Origin of the sequence: Nocardia brasiliensis IFM 10847 (assembly GCF_000710915.1) — a bacterium.
Taxonomy (GTDB): domain Bacteria; phylum Actinomycetota; class Actinomycetes; order Mycobacteriales; family Mycobacteriaceae; genus Nocardia; species Nocardia brasiliensis_A.
This window is the reverse complement of sequence record NZ_BAUA01000182.1, coordinates 1-13,988: the sequence shown is the minus strand read 5'-3', so window position 1 is coordinate 13,988 and position 13,988 is coordinate 1. Positions and strand designations below refer to the sequence as shown.

The 13,988-nt window shown below is 69.4% G+C and carries 13 protein-coding genes; 8 read left to right on the top strand and 5 right to left on the bottom strand.

Features of this window, described 5'->3' with window-relative positions; all coding sequences use genetic code 11:
* Positions 1-34: 34 nt before the first annotated feature.
* From NBRGI_RS35450 to NBRGI_RS35425, 6 genes are all read left to right on the top strand, one after another.
* On the top strand, positions 35-4,387 hold the full coding sequence (locus tag NBRGI_RS35450) for an FtsK/SpoIIIE domain-containing protein (protein ID WP_029901535.1): 4,353 nt from the start codon (positions 35-37) through the stop codon (positions 4,385-4,387).
* On the top strand, positions 4,380-5,285 hold the full coding sequence (locus tag NBRGI_RS35445; RefSeq protein WP_029901534.1) for a hypothetical protein: 906 nt from the start codon (positions 4,380-4,382) through the stop codon (positions 5,283-5,285). The genes NBRGI_RS35450 and NBRGI_RS35445 overlap by 8 nt, the downstream gene beginning before the upstream one ends.
* Positions 5,282-5,503: a hypothetical protein gene (locus NBRGI_RS35440; protein WP_029901533.1), complete on the top strand. Its 222-nt coding sequence runs from the start codon at positions 5,282-5,284 to the stop codon at positions 5,501-5,503. Before NBRGI_RS35445 ends, NBRGI_RS35440 begins: the two co-directional genes overlap by 4 nt.
* A gap of 20 nt (positions 5,504-5,523) precedes the next feature.
* Positions 5,524-5,787 carry a hypothetical protein gene (locus NBRGI_RS35435; RefSeq protein ID WP_029901532.1) on the top strand — a complete coding sequence of 88 codons (264 nt, stop codon included), beginning with the start codon at positions 5,524-5,526 and terminating at the stop codon, positions 5,785-5,787.
* 3 nt (positions 5,788-5,790) lie between these two features.
* On the top strand, positions 5,791-6,336 hold the full coding sequence (locus NBRGI_RS35430; RefSeq protein ID WP_029901531.1) for a hypothetical protein: 546 nt from the start codon (positions 5,791-5,793) through the stop codon (positions 6,334-6,336).
* A 216-nt stretch (positions 6,337-6,552) separates the two neighbouring features.
* Positions 6,553-6,990, top strand: coding sequence for a hypothetical protein (locus NBRGI_RS35425; RefSeq protein ID WP_148311078.1), 438 nt, complete (start codon positions 6,553-6,555; stop codon positions 6,988-6,990).
* Positions 6,991-7,002: 12 nt separating this feature from the next.
* Here NBRGI_RS35425 and NBRGI_RS35420 read toward each other — a convergent pair whose 3' ends face one another.
* Positions 7,003-7,281, bottom strand: coding sequence for a LuxR C-terminal-related transcriptional regulator (locus NBRGI_RS35420; protein ID WP_029901529.1), 279 nt, complete (start codon positions 7,279-7,281; stop codon positions 7,003-7,005).
* 284 nt (positions 7,282-7,565) lie between these two features.
* On the opposite strand from NBRGI_RS35420, the gene NBRGI_RS35415 reads away from it, so the two are divergent.
* A complete protein-coding gene (locus NBRGI_RS35415) occupies positions 7,566-8,774 on the top strand; it encodes a TetR family transcriptional regulator (protein WP_235211209.1) in 1,209 nt (402 codons plus the stop codon).
* Here NBRGI_RS35415 and NBRGI_RS35410 read toward each other — a convergent pair.
* Positions 8,737-10,107 (bottom strand): alpha/beta hydrolase family protein, encoded by a 1,371-nt coding sequence (locus NBRGI_RS35410; protein ID WP_051728277.1) that lies wholly within the window; start codon positions 10,105-10,107, stop codon positions 8,737-8,739. The two genes, NBRGI_RS35415 and NBRGI_RS35410, sit on opposite strands and share 38 nt — an antisense overlap.
* A gap of 74 nt (positions 10,108-10,181) precedes the next feature.
* Between NBRGI_RS35410 and NBRGI_RS35405 the strand changes: the two genes are divergently transcribed.
* A complete protein-coding gene (locus tag NBRGI_RS35405) occupies positions 10,182-10,643 on the top strand; it encodes a nuclear transport factor 2 family protein (protein ID WP_029901526.1) in 462 nt (153 codons plus the stop codon).
* Between the two features lie 20 nt (positions 10,644-10,663).
* Here NBRGI_RS35405 and NBRGI_RS35400 read toward each other — a convergent pair whose 3' ends face one another.
* The 3 genes from NBRGI_RS35400 to NBRGI_RS35390 all read right to left on the bottom strand — a co-directional run.
* On the bottom strand, positions 10,664-11,746 hold the full coding sequence (locus tag NBRGI_RS35400; protein WP_029901525.1) for a ThiF family adenylyltransferase: 1,083 nt from the start codon (positions 11,744-11,746) through the stop codon (positions 10,664-10,666).
* A complete protein-coding gene (locus NBRGI_RS35395; RefSeq protein WP_029901524.1) occupies positions 11,743-13,179 on the bottom strand; it encodes a phenylacetate--CoA ligase family protein in 1,437 nt (478 codons plus the stop codon). The genes NBRGI_RS35400 and NBRGI_RS35395 overlap by 4 nt, the downstream gene beginning before the upstream one ends.
* 71 nt (positions 13,180-13,250) lie before the next feature.
* Positions 13,251-13,988 (bottom strand): esterase/lipase family protein (locus NBRGI_RS35390; protein WP_029901523.1); only part of this gene is annotated, 738 nt, incomplete at its 5' end.

Genomic DNA, 13,988 nt, shown 5'->3' with positions numbered 1-13,988 from the left:
TCCGCGGATCCGGACGCGCACAGAAGGAGTCACGATGCAGCTGGCGAAGGGGCAGAACACGCCGCTGCACGGCACCGCCGTCGAGCTGCGGCTCAGCAGCGAGTCGGGCATCCCCGCACTGTATGTCGCGTTGCTCGGCGCCGACGACCGCGTCGCCACCGCAACCGACTTCCGGCATCACGGTTCCCCCGGCCCCGGGCCGGTGTCCTTCGCCGAGTCGGCCGTGCACCTCGACCTGCTCGCCGTATCGAACACGGTGCAGCGCATAGTGGTTCTGGCAACGGTCGCCGACACCCCCTTGCCCGCCCTCGAACTCACCGTGACCGGCGGCGCCACCGCCGCGACCTTCACGATGGCTTCCGCCACCGCGGAAACCGCGACCATCGTCTGCGAGGTATACCGCCGCAGCGGACAGTGGAAACTACGCGCCGTCGGCCAGGGCTACGAAACCGGATTGACCGGCGCAGCAGCCGATTTCGGCTTCGACGTCACCCTCGCCCCACCGCCCGCACGCGAAATGCCCGCCGCCACAGCACCGCCGCCTCCGGTCATCGCCACGCCAATTCCGCCACCGCACTCGGCGGCGGCTCCGCCATCCATCGCAGCGGCGATTCCACCGAGCCCGGTTGACGCCGACGTATCGCAGGGCCGCCCCGGATATGCGTCCGCCGCGCTTCTTTCCGCGGTCCCAATGCCACCGTCGAGCACGACACCCCGAACCGCACCGACAGTCGCGCTACCGGCAGACGCGGCAAGGCCCACCACAAAAGCTCGTCGCGATCGCAGCAGCCGAGGGCTCCGCGCGCCCGAGCACCTCGCCGCCGCTGAGGTTTCCGCGCCGGGCGCGGCAGCACCCCATGTGAGTGCCTCAGCCTCCGCCGCAGCACCGGCGGCCAGGGCAGGGCAAACGGCTGCAGCGCCGTCATCACGCACGCCACCGACCAACCTCCCGGCACCTCCGACGCCCATCGAAGCGGCGTTCGCGCCACCCGCAGACTCGGCGACGCCCAGCACGAAGGCTCGTCGTGATCGCGGCGGCCGCGGGCTGCGCCCGCCCGCAAGTACCGCGTGGCATGAGGCCGCGTCCATGCGTGAAACATCAGATGCCGCAAAGGTTCCCGTCCTGGCCCGGCGCACCGAGCTTGCGCCCGTGGTCGATCGGGTCAAGGCGGAGGCTGCGGCTTCGATCGCGCGGTTGCTGCGGACCGTTGTCACGAATGCGGTGTCGAGTATGCCGTCCACGAGCGATGGGGTGCAGCGGATCCAGCACGAGCTGACACAGGATCGCGAATTGCTGTGGAACGCATACGAAACCGTGCGGGGCGACGTGCTGCACAAGTATCGCACGCAGGCGTTCACCAATCTGCTTCCGGCGAACTGGTATGAGCGCGAACCGGCGCCGCGGCCCGGCGACTCCGGCAGCAACCCGGAGGTCACCGCCGAGCACTGGCTGGTCGACGCCGCCGCGGCGACCGAGGCGGTGCGCGGGGCGGGGATCCGGGTGACGTCGAACGGACGCGCGCAGCAACGCCGGGAGCTGCTCGACACCGCCGCGACCGTGCTCGGCCGCTACGACGCCGCGGTCCGCGACGCCGAACTGACCGCGCAGCACAAGACCGCCAAGCTGTTCACCGACGTCTTCGCCCAGTTCCGCAGGCAGATGAGCGTCGCGATCACGCGCATGATCGATCAGTATGTCGCCGTCGAACTCGGCGCGATCACCCCGTGCCCCGGCGAGGCCACGCCCGTCTGGCAGGCGGTCGCGGACGCGACCGCCATCGCTCCGTCCCCGCCGACCCGAATGGTCTTCCCGCTCGGGCTGATTCGGCTGACTCAGGCGCACATCCACACCGAGCTGACGGTCCCGGCACCGCCGGGCGGCAAACACGAGCACATCTTCACCCTTCCGCTGGAGGAGTCGACCCCACCGATCCCGGTGCTGCTCGATCTGGACGACACCGGCGGGATCGTCACGGATTCGACCGCGGTCGTGGAGAACCTCACCTTGGACATGCTCGCGACCCTGCCCGCGGGCCGGTTGAAGATCGATGTGGTCGACCCGATGAAGGTCGGCGCGTCGATGAACTTCCTCTACGGCGTCGGCGAGGCGGGCGAGCAGATCTACGGCCAGAAGGTCTGGGGCTCACACAATGTCAACGAGCTGCTCACCGAGCTGGAGAACCACGTCGCCTTCGTCACGCAGAAGTACCTGCAGGGCACGCACGAAACCCTGACCGCCTACAACCGGGCGGCGGGCGAGGTCGCCGAGCCGTACCGGTTGCTGCTGCTGTTCGATCATCCGCACGCGTTCACCCGCGACGGCCGGATGTACGACGACGAGTCGCTCAAACGACTCGAACGCCTGGCCACCGTCGGCCGCCGCGCGGGCGTTTTGATCGCCGCCACCGCGGACTCCGTCACCACCTCGCTCGATTCGCTCGCGACCGCGTTCACCGGACGCCAGGACACCGGGCTGGTGGCACGGCTGCAACTGCCCACGGGCGTGCGACCGGCCCAGTACGTCACCCGCGGCGAACTCGACTGGCTTCTGCGACCATATCCGCTGCCCTCGGATCAGGTCCGGGCCGAGGTGCTGGCCCATATCGAACGCAGCCTGGCGACCTCGGGCGACACCCGGGTCGCGCCGAAACGCGTGCACGAACTCGCCGTGCAGGCGATGGAGCGCGGGGTGGCCAAGGGCACCCAGGCACCGGAAATCATCGCCGATCCGCACGATCCGGCGACCTGGTGGCAGTCGAGCGTGGACGACAGGGTCGTCGCGCGGTTCGGCCGGATGGGCGCCACCGACGTCGCCGAGCTGCGCCTGGACTCCGGCGCACTGTCGAGCGCTCTGGTCGGCGGTCGGACCGGCTCCGGCAAATCGGTGCTGCTGCACTCGATCATCCTCGGGATCGCACTGCAATATTCGCCGGCCGAGGTCGAGTTCTACCTGATCGATTTCAAGGAGGGCGTCGAGTTCAAGCCGTATGCGACGCCGGGCCTGCCGCATGCCAAAGTCGTTGCGATCGAGACGAACCGGGACTTCGGCATCAGCGTGCTGGAGAGCCTGGACAGCGAGATCGCCCGTCGTGCGGCGTTGTTCAAGAACGCCGGGCAGGGACAGATGGAGATCGGACGCTACCGGCAGAGCACCGGCGAGCGGTTGCCGCGCATCGTGCTGATCATCGACGAGTTCCACATGCTGCTCGAGCAGGACGACGCCACCGCCACCCGCGGCGCGGGACTGCTCGACCGAATCATCCGGCAGGGCCGCGCTTTCGGGGTGCACACGCTGCTGGCGTCGCAGTCGGTGTCCGGGGGCGGACAGAAGATCCGCACGGCGCTCAACCAGATTCCGAATCGCCTCGTGCTGGCCAGCTCCACCCAGGACTCCGAGCAGCTGCTCGCGGAGGGCAATGCCGATGCGCAACTGCTGTCCAAACCGGGCGAAGGCATCATCAACGATCACGCGGGTCAGGCCGAGGCGAACAACCGCTTCCAATGCGCGTACTGGCCCGCCGACCTGCGCGCGACCCTGATCGGGCAGTTGCGCGAGCAAGCCGCCGCACACGGTTTCACCGGTCGCCCTGCGGTTTTCGAGGGCGATATCGCGGTAGCGCCCCAGGATTACCCGCTGGAGATTTTCACCCGATCCGACCGCCGCACCGCGCTGGTGCTGCCGATGGGCGCGCCCATGTCGCTGGACCCGCCATTGGCCCTCCGGCTCGGCCGCGAACCCGGTAACAACCTGCTCGTGGTCGACCCGAATGCGTTGACGACCCTCGCATTGCAGATCGCGGTGCTGCGCGCGGCCGACATCCGGGTGGAGTACGTCGATTTCGCCGCAATCGAGCAGCACAGCGAAGCCCTGTTCGCCCGGCTCTGCACCGCGGGCGCGGTGGCCTGTCACCGGCGCAAGCTCGGCGATGTGCTCGACTCGCTGCTCAGCGAGCTCGCCGAGCGCACCGAACTCGACGAGTACCACGGGCCCGCGCGCGTGCTGTTCCTCGTCGGTCTGCACCGCGCCAGGGAGCTGAACCCCGACGCCTTCGACGAGGACGGCGCGAGCGCCAAGCTGGCGCGCCTACTCCGGCACGGGCCGGAGGTCGGGCTGCACGTGGTCGGCTGGGCCGATCGGTACGCCTCGCTGCAGCGCCGCCTCGATCCGGATGGGTTGCGCCAGTTCGGCTTCAAGGTGCTCGGGCCGGCCAGCGAGGACGACTCCCGGGTGCTGATCGACTCGGAGGTGGCGGCGAACCTGACCACCAACCAGTTCGCGGTCGACGACTACGACAACGCCCGCACCGATATCGTCCGGCGTTTCGCCGATCCCGGACCCGAATGGCTCGACCTGCTGCTGCGAACCGAGCGCGGCCACGATGGCTGATACCGCACGCAACGATCCGCAGGTCGTGCGGCAGCTCGCCCGCGACCTCGACAAGTATCTGCGCGACGTCGAATCCAGCGAGCGCACCGCCGGTCACGCGCAGCGCCGAGTCGAACAGGAGCTCGCCCAGGAGAACCGGGCACGCGAGCGAAAGCTGCGCGAGGCGCAGGCCGCCTATGAGGCCTGCTGCCGGAGCGAGGACGCGGACTGCTCCGGGCCGCGCAGGGCGCTCGAGCGCGCCGAGCGCGCCCTGGCCGCCGTGCACCGGGCCGAACGCATGTACGCGGCTGCCACCGCCGAATACTCGGCGGCAGCAGGGCGATTCGCACGGGTACGGGTCGCCCTGAGCCTAGAGACGACGCAGTTGCTCGGCCTCATCGCCAAGGATCTCGACGCCTACAACCGCGCCTCGTCCGCGGTGGGCGCGGTGCCCTCCGGCAACGGACCCGCGGTATCGGCCCCTGGCGGCGGCCCGGTCACCTCGACGGGCGCGACCGAACGCATCGCGCTCGATACGCCCGCAGGCTTCCCGGCCGGCTACGCGATGATCCCACTGTCCGCGCTCGACACTACCGAGACCGGCGGAGCCGAGCCGCTGCCCGCCGACGTGTCGAGGTCGGATCTCGAGTGGGCGCTCAACGCCTTCCATACCGTGATCGTCCCGGCGCTGCGCCTCGGCAAGGACCTCGAATATTTCCGCGCCCGCGATCAGGACGAGCGGCGTTGCGGCGCGCGTAGTTACGCGGATACCTATACATGGTTCCTCGGCAGCGACGAAGCCCTGCAGGTCGGCCGGCGGCCCGATGGCGGCTTCACGGTACACAACGGTTTCCACCGGATCGCCATCGCGCGACAGCTCGGCCTCGCGAGCATTCCGGCCAGGGTGGTGCAAGCATGAGCCGACTACGCCGGGCCAGAGACGAATTCGACGCGAACCGGCGCGCCAGGACGGCGGCCGAGCAGCGCGCGGGCCAGGTATGGCACGACACGGTGCTGCGCAGGCTGACCGACCGCAAACTGCAACCCCTGGCCGACGAGGAACGCCGATTCGTGCAGGCGCTCACCGCTTACGACATGGCCATCGACTTCGTACTGACCGAGCTCTCCAACTACTGAGAACCCGACAAGGAGAAACGATGAGTTCTATTCAGGCGAACCCGGATTCGCTCAAGAAACCCAAGGGCGATATCGATCGGTCCCAACGCGAGATCAATCAGGCGATCACCCGGGTGCGCTCGTCGCTGCGCGGCGCCGAGTGGCGCGACAGCGTCAAGGACCAGTTCGAGCGCGATCTCGAACAGGTGCTGCGCTCGGTCGCCACCTTCGACAACAACGCGAACGTGTTGAAGCGCTACTTGGACAAGAAGATCCAGATTCTACAGAGCTACCAGGGGCGATGAGCGATGGCACTGTTCGGACACCGGCCGCGGACCGCACACCCGAGCACCGGACCCGGCCGGGTCGCGCTGCTCGATCCGCGCGACGAGGGCAATCCCAAGCAGGCCACCTTCATCGGGCTCGATCAGGCCGGGCTCAGCCTGCTGATCTACGGCCCCGGGGACATCCGCCGCTGCTTCACCGCCCTCGCCGACGCGGCACCGGCGTTCCATACCACCCGGCTCGCCTCGGAATCGCCGTATGTCGGCTGCTTTCCGGGTCGCAGCGCGATCATGTGGATGGCCTTGGACGGGCCCGGCGGATCAGCGGTCGCCGTCCACTGCTTCCCGCACTGCGACACCGATTTCACCACCACGCAGATCGCGAAGCGGGTGAGCGGGCCACAGGGCGCGCTGCGGCCGCCCTGGCAGTTCGGGATCGGCACGGTGGGCGCGCGGGTGCCGGTGGGTTTCGCCGACGTCTTCGTTGCCGCCCAAGCGATTCCGCTCGGCGCGCTGCCCGGCCTGGAACGGTTGCCGATGCCGGTCACCGAGGGGCGCGGTCCCCGATAGCCCGAGCGGCGGTGTCGGACATTCGACCGACAGACAACGTTGCCGAATCGTGACAACGTCAAGTGTTAGCGGACGAAACGGAACGGGCATCCGGCGAGGACCGCACCGTCGTTGCAGACCAACGGCGCCCGAGGGATTCCCAGGGCATTGTTTATTCTGAACTCGGTCGCCGGGCCACTATCAACGCGACCGCAGGCGGAAGGTTTGGGCACCGAGGTGAACCGTCGACAAACGTATGAGGTGGCAGTCGCCGCCGCGGCGCTCAGCGAGCTCATCCTCGCGGTGCACGCCGCCGCCGGACAGGCGGGCGCGCAGGCGGGCCGCCGATGGCACTACGGCAACGTCGTCGGGATCAGCACGCCGCGGGTCCGGGATCTCACCCTGGCGAAGGTGCACGCCAAACACGCCATCGGCCGTCGCGCGATCGCCGCGATCACCGTCGCCGCGCAGCGCGAGGTGGCCGTCGACGTGGTCTTCGGACTGGACGACAAGGTGGCCTCGGCTCAGTTCTTCTGCGCGACAACGCAGTCCGAGGCTTTCGTGGAACAGGAGAGCTCCTGGGCCGAATATCTCGCCGCGTGCACGTCGGCGACGCTCACCGCGACCGATATCGCCGCGACGATGTCGGCGCAGTGCGCGACGATCACCGAGTGAAAGACGAGGTGCTCACAGATCATCGATACCGATGAGGCCGTCCTGCAGGGCGCGGGCCACCAGCGACGCTTTGGTCGGCGCGGGTCGGCCTGCCGCCGCGTACTTGTCCCGGATCCGGGACAGGTGCGTGTTTACTGTGCCGAGCGCGATGAACAGCTGCGCCGCAACGACATTCTTGGAGTCCGCGTGCAACCACGCGAGCAGTACCTGGGTTTCGCGACTACTCAGCAACGGGGCGGTCTCGGCCGCGGCACGCTGCGGTTCGTTCTCGTTTCCGGCCACGGTACGCATCGCTCGTTCCTTCGCTTCACTATCCGAAATCCCCCGGTACACAACAAATCCAAGGGGGCACCGCCTATGTAACCGCGCAATGATCCGCACGTCACTGCCAGCGCGCGGACCGATTACCGTCACTCGAGACCGATCACTCTCAGAGATGACGTAACGACTCGCCAGTGTGTCCGGATCAACCCACTGACACCTCCAGGTCTCGCGACCGCGGGACAGCCAGTCAGGAGCAACCCATTCCCGTCGATGACCGTGCGGCCACCGAACTCGTCCGAGCCGGCTTGCAGGTGCTGCTCGAGCAGCCCGCCAGGCTATTGGACGGCGGCCTGCGCATCGAAGAGGTGATCGATCGGGCGAATTCCTCGAACGCCACCTTCTACCGCAAGTTCGCCACCAAATCCCGGTTCCTGGTCCGGGTGCTCGACCAGTTGATCGACGACGCCAGGTTCCGCACGGCAGACGTCTGCGAGTGCGCGCGACAGGCGCTCGACGCCGCGGACGGCGACCGCATCCGCGCGGTCCGCGAACTGGTGGTCACCCATTTCGACGCCGCGTGTTCGGACCGGAGTGCGACCACCAGGCTGCTCGCCCACACGCTCGCGCCGACCGCACCGCGTGGCGGCTTGCAGGCGACCTACCGGCACACCGATCAGCTGATCCTGGCGATCTTCGAGGTGCTGTTCGCCAAATCCGGTGCGACACTGCGCAAACCGCTGACCAAGGAGAGCTTCTGCGTGGTGTTGTCCGCGCTGCTGGAGGGTTTTCTCATCCGGCATCGGGTCGACCCGGCGGCGGTACCCGCCGATCTCGTCGCCGCGGCGGTGCTCGGCGTGCTGAACGCCGCGGTGGACACCGAGCAGCGCCACGAGCACATCGAGGACGCGCTCACCGCGCTGGCCGCCGCACCCGCCCTGCCGACCGCCTTGCCGAGCGAACCGCGCGCGGCGTTGCTGAGCGCCGCCCGGACGGAATTCACCAAGCGCGGCTATTTCATGACCGGTATCGAGGCGATCGCGACCGAGGCACGGGTTCCGCTGGACAAGGCCAAACGGATCTTCCCGACCAAGACGCAGCTGATCCTGGACGCGCTGAAACCCGCGTACGCCGCACTGCAACTCGATATCGCCGACGACGCGGCGATCGGCTACGACGCGGTGGCGATCGTGCACCGCCACTTCGTCCGGTGCGCCCGCCTGGTCGCCAGCGAGCGCGCGTTCATGGACGCGCTGATGGCCGCGGTCGCGCACGACACCTACGCCGAGGAGGACGGGTTGATCTCGATCCGGCGCGAACTCGACTTTCCCGGCCTCCTCGTCCCGACCCTCACCGAGGCCCAGGGCGCGGGCGTGTTCGCCGATGATCAGCCCCCGCAGGAACTCGCCGCGCTCCTCACCAATACCCTGCTGCTGCGTTGTTTCACCCGCCGGTCCGTCGACCCCGACGCGAACGCCGAATTCGTCAGCACGCTGGTGCTGAACGGACTTCGCAGCCGATAGCGGGCAGGTCCGCCTCGAGGTGGGTGGTCAGCCAGCGCAGCGCCGCGTCGAGCCAATCCACGAAATGCGCTGGCGCACAGTGGTCGTCCCCCGGATACAAGCGCAGAGTGGCGTTCGGCACCGCGGCCGCGAGTTCTCGCGCGTCCCGGCTGTCGACCACCGTGTCGCAGTCACCGCCGATGATCAGCATCGGTATCCCGATGTCGGCATACCATCGGCGCAGCGACAGCGTGGCGAGCTCCGCCCCGATCCGGCGCAGCGTCCGAGCGCCGAGCGCGACGCCCATGGCGCGCAGCACCGGCTCCGGCACCCCGAACGCTCCGGCCGGGCGAAACGCGCGGTGCACGGGTGCACCGCAGCACACCACACACCGCACCCTGGCGTCGACCGCGGCCGTCCGCGCCGCCCAGTAGCCACCGAAACTCATGCCGAACATCGCGATTCGGTCCGCGGCCACTCGCCGGTGCACGCTGAGATAGTCGAGCACCGCGCGGTAGACCTCGGGCGCCGCCACCGGATCCGGCCGCGCGACGGCGTGACTTCCCGGCAGCTCCATGATCAGCAACCCGAGCCCGGTGTTTCGGTATTTCAGCAGCGGGAGCGCCAGCTCCGCCACGGTGCCGTCCAGCCCGTTCGTCACGAGCAACACCGGGCAGCGCCGCGTGCCGCGCGGGAAAATCGTGACGGCGCGGACGATTTCGTGCCCCGCCGATATCTCGACCACGGCGATGTCCAGCCCGAGCGCGGGCCCCAAAGCCGTGAGCAATAGTTCGGAGAGCAACCGTGCCCGCCGATACGCCCGCAGCCGCGCGGGTGTCCCGCCGGGCCAGGCGGCGACGATCTGGTAGGCGATGGCCTGCAACAGGCTGTCCGACACAGTGATTCGCGCGGCATCGATCGGCTCGGCCGCACGCAGCGTCCGGTCGATCGCGTCGCGCCGCGGCACCGGCCCGCGATCACCGACGAACTCCGCGACCGGCTCCAACAGCCTGCCGAGTTGCCCGGCGCTGCGCGCGGCCCCGTGCCCGAACAGCGTGTGCGCTTCCGGCAGCCGCTCCCCCTGCCCGGCCGCGACCGTCGCCAGCCCGCGGTACGCCGCTGCGAGCCGCTCGTCCGCCAACCGCTGCCAGTACTCGGTCCACTGCCCGTCGTCGAACGACCGAACCGCGGTGAGCTGGGCGGCGAACACCGTGGCGTCGAAACCGCCCAGCGCCGCGAACCGCGGGATCAGCACCTCGGGCACGAACCAGCGCGCACCCGTGTGCCCGGCCAGCAGGTCTGTGGTCCGGGTGAGCGCGCAGGCGGTGATCACCGCGCGCCGCAGCGCGTTCATCGCCGAACTCCCCGACGCGACCGTTGCGGACAATTGCCTCGACGCGACCGCCCGAACTGCACTAGTTTGTCGACATGACGTCGAATGCCCGGCGTATCGAGGACCTGCTCGACCGCGCGGAACTGCACGATCTCGTCACGGCGGTCACTCAGTGCCTGGACACCAGGAACTTCGACGGTCTGGCCGAGGTGTACACCGCCGACGCGACGCTCGAGACGCCCGCGGGCCGGTCGAGCGGGGCCGCCGCGATCATCGAGCTCGCCCGGGGAAACCACGAGATATACGCGGCCACCCAGCATTTCGTCTCCGGACTGGTGATCGCCGCGGACGGCGCCGCGGCGACGGTGACCGCCGACGTGCTCGCGGTGTTCGTGCCCGTGGGCGAGCGGCCCGAAGAGCACCGAATGCTGGGCAGCCGGTACGCCTTTCGAGCCGAGCGCGGCGAGCACGGGTGGCGGTTCACCCGCCACACCATCACGCCCATCTGGATTCACGGGCACACCGCCGCGATGCCGCCGGTCGATTCCGAAGGCTGAACGCGCACACCGCCACTCGGTCACGGCCGCTCACCTCCGCGCGCCATCGCGGCCCGGAACGCGGGTTCACTCAGCTCGTTCCAGCTCTCGGCTACTTCGGCGGCGCTCCCGAGCAGCGCCCGGTCGAGGTCGATCCGGTAGCGCCCGGACGGTAGCGGATGCCCCGTGGCCACCAGCCGGGCGGCGTACGCGGCCACCGCGCCCGCCACCGCCGCGGCCGTGCCGAGCTGCGGCCAGGAATTCAGCGACCGGCCCACCTCGGTCAGCGAGAAGCGGGTGCGTGGCGTGAGTTCGGTGCCCACGATGCGCTGTGCCACCCGCGCCCGGATGGCCGGGTCCGCGAGTTCGGCGGCGGTGCGATCGTCGAGGTCGCCCGCCCTGCCGTGGAAGATCGGGTACCGCGGATCCAGATCGAACCGCTCGACGTCGACGATCGCGTTGTCCCCGTTGTCGGTGGCCATGACGACCGGAATGCCGGCGGCCCGGGCGCGCCGGCGGATATCGATCTTCGCCGGGAGATCGTCCATCTCCTCCACCAGCACGCTGAGCGGTTCCGCGCCCGGCGCGGTACCGAGGAAATGCGCGGCCGCCGCCGGGGTGTAACCGTCCGGAAAGGCGGAAACCTCACTGTACGGGTCGATTTCGAGCACCCGGCGGTGCGCGATGGTCAGCTTCGGCACCCCGAGATCGCATACCGACGCGGGCAGCCGGTTCAGGTTGGTGAGCGAGAGCCGATCGTGCTCGGCCAGCCGGAAGCGCCGCGCACCGGTCAGCGCGCAGACCGACAGGGCCGACCAGCCGACGCTCAAACCCGCGACGCCGACCAGCGCGGCCGACCAGGCGCGCTGCTCGGGTTCGTCGAGCAGATACCGATTGCGTGCGGTACGCAGCCGCCAGAACGCCTCCGCCTCGGGCAGGCGCACGATCGTGCGCCGCCATGGATAGACGACGAACCGGGTGGTGAGCGCCGACGCGTCGGGGTCGATCGCGGCGAGCTCGGCCGCCGCCTCCGCGTGCGCGTCCACCAGCCGGTAGCGCGCGGCGGGCTGCAACAGATGCGCGATTCGCGCGGTATCGGCGAAGGGGTCCAGGATCTCGATCATCGGTTCTGCTCCAGGTACTTGTGCTTGGCGGTGTACCGGAAGGCGGCGCCGCCGAAGGGCTCGAGGGTGAGCACGGGGTCGGCGGCCGCCCCGAGAACGGCACGCAGCCTGCGGTATTCGCTGTTGCTGCGTTCCAGTTCGGCGGTGACGAGCCGCTGGAGCCGGGTGGTGAAATCGGCACCGGCTTCGGCCGCCGCCCGCAGTTCGACCCGCAGGGTCAGCGTCTGTTCGAAGGCGGCGCCGGTCTCGGTGGCCAGCACGAACTTTCCGGTCACCTGCGTGGCGACCTCCGGCTTTTCCAGTGCCGCGCGGACGTTCTCCGGGTACAGCTTCACGGCATAGAAGCTCGCGGCGACGTCCCGGCGCCGGTGCAATGCGAGAAAGCCGGCACCGATGGTGTTGGTGCGCACCGGAATCCGGTGCCCGCAGCGGCGCAGTGCCCCGGCGACCTGCCACGGGGTCAGGATCGAGCCTTCGTCATTGATCCGGTACCGCACCAGCGGCAGGGCGCCGTCGACGGTGAACAGGAACCTGCCCTGCGCATCGGTTTCGGTGTAGCGCAGGTGCGGGTCGTACTCGACGAAGGTGGGCAACGCGGGATCGTCGTCGCCGAAAAGCGCCGCGCGCAGGCGGGCGTCGGTGCGGGCGAGTCGGCGGATGGCGATGGTGGTCGGCGTCTCGTGTCCCATCACTCCCGCGTCGGCGGTGCCGTAGATCGCGCAGGTGCGCTCCGGCCGATCCGGTTGCCCGGTGCGGGCGAGCACGTGATCGCGCCACGCTTCGGTGATGTTCTCCCCCGCCAGCAGCAGCGCGGGTTTCAGCCCGCGCACCTCGGCGGGCGCGTGGTCCAGCACGTCCTGGGCGAACGGCGGGTACGCGGCGAGCACCACCTGGTCGTAGTGCGGGCCGAGGTCGGCCATGGTGGCGAGCACCGCGTCCACATCGATGCCGGGCGTGGCCACCGAGACCCGGTGACCCCGGCGGCGCGCTTCGAGCACGCCGTGGTGGGTATAGGTGCCGCCGATCCACGTGCCCATCGCGAAAGCGTTGACCAGCAACGTCGTCCGGCCCGGGGTGTCGAACGCGCGCAGCATGCGGTCGTAGTACTCGCGGCTGTGTTGCAGCGACAGCAGCTCCCGCGGCCAGTAGGTCGGCTTCCCGGTGGAGCCCGAACTACTGGACCAGGTGCCCGCCTCGCTGATGTCGCCGTGCGGCATCAGCTCCGCGAGCGCGTGCGCCTTCAGGTAGTTGTCCTTGGTGACCACCGGCAGCTCGGCGAAATCCGCTGGGGTGCTGATGGTCTCGGGATCGACGCCGTGGCGGGCCAGATGTGCCGGGTAGGCCCGCACGTGCCGGACGGTGCGGTGGAAGGTCGCCAGTGCCCCGCCGAATCCGGGCGGACCGTCCGGGACGAGCGACAGTGGTGCGGTCATGGTGTGCTTCTCCTTCGTGAGCGTCGGACCGGAGTCCTGTGCTCGGAGAAGCGATCCCCCGGCGCGCGGGATCAGAGGCCGCCGCCACCGCCGATCAGCCACGGGTTGAACGTGCAGACGAGATCGGGGTGCCCGGCGGGATCGAGCGCGCGCAACACGATCGAGAGCGCGCGCGGCGAGTACATCAGCGTCTGATGATCGGAGAGGTCCTGCTCGCAGCCGTCCTGCAGGGTGATGTCCGTGACCGACGCGCCCGCGCCCGGGCGTAGGAAGGTCGACTGATACGGCGTGACGATCTCGTCGTAGCGGGTGCCGACCACGGTGTAGTCGATGCCGGGCACCGTGTCGCCGTCGGCGTTCAACCGCCCGACGAAGTTCGAACCGACCGTCTGCTGGATCGCGGCGTCGCCCACCACGACACCGGCCGCGCCGATCACGTTCAGGCCGATATTGTTGATCATCCGGCCGAGCAGGCCGATGCCGTCGAGGGTGGTCCCGTGGTGGGTGCCGCCGAAGCTGACGAGCTGCCCCACCTTGTCCGCGCCGCCCTCGAACCTGGTGTACCAGTTCGCCATGGCCGCGCCCTGCGAGTAGCCGACGAGGTCGACCTGCGCCGCGCCGGTGGCCGCGCGCACCCGGTCCACGAAACCGGCCAGCTGCCGGGCCGAGTCCGCGATATCACCGGTGCCCATCACGCCGGGCAGTAGCGGCGGCACACCCCCGCCCTGGATCGGTCCGGAGCGGCCGTAGTTGAAGGCGAAGGTGCACAGCCCCGCGTCCTGTAGCGGCTTGCTCATGTACGCGAAGCT

What these genes read in the sequence shown, in the direction of transcription:
- NBRGI_RS35450 (WP_029901535.1), top strand. Translation starts at nt 35, where the DNA reads ATGCAGCTGGCGAAGGGGCAGAACACGCCGCTGCACGGCACCGCCGTC.
- NBRGI_RS35445 (WP_029901534.1), top strand. Translation starts at nt 4,380, where the DNA reads ATGGCTGATACCGCACGCAACGATCCGCAGGTCGTGCGGCAGCTCGCC.
- NBRGI_RS35440 (WP_029901533.1), top strand. Translation starts at nt 5,282, where the DNA reads ATGAGCCGACTACGCCGGGCCAGAGACGAATTCGACGCGAACCGGCGC.
- NBRGI_RS35435 (WP_029901532.1), top strand. Translation starts at nt 5,524, where the DNA reads ATGAGTTCTATTCAGGCGAACCCGGATTCGCTCAAGAAACCCAAGGGC.
- NBRGI_RS35430 (WP_029901531.1), top strand. Translation starts at nt 5,791, where the DNA reads ATGGCACTGTTCGGACACCGGCCGCGGACCGCACACCCGAGCACCGGA.
- NBRGI_RS35420 (WP_029901529.1), bottom strand. Translation starts at nt 7,281, where the DNA reads ATGCGTACCGTGGCCGGAAACGAGAACGAACCGCAGCGTGCCGCGGCC.
- NBRGI_RS35410 (WP_051728277.1), bottom strand. Translation starts at nt 10,107, where the DNA reads ATGAACGCGCTGCGGCGCGCGGTGATCACCGCCTGCGCGCTCACCCGG.
- NBRGI_RS35405 (WP_029901526.1), top strand. Translation starts at nt 10,182, where the DNA reads ATGACGTCGAATGCCCGGCGTATCGAGGACCTGCTCGACCGCGCGGAA.
- NBRGI_RS35400 (WP_029901525.1), bottom strand. Translation starts at nt 11,746, where the DNA reads ATGATCGAGATCCTGGACCCCTTCGCCGATACCGCGCGAATCGCGCAT.
- NBRGI_RS35395 (WP_029901524.1), bottom strand. Translation starts at nt 13,179, where the DNA reads ATGACCGCACCACTGTCGCTCGTCCCGGACGGTCCGCCCGGATTCGGC.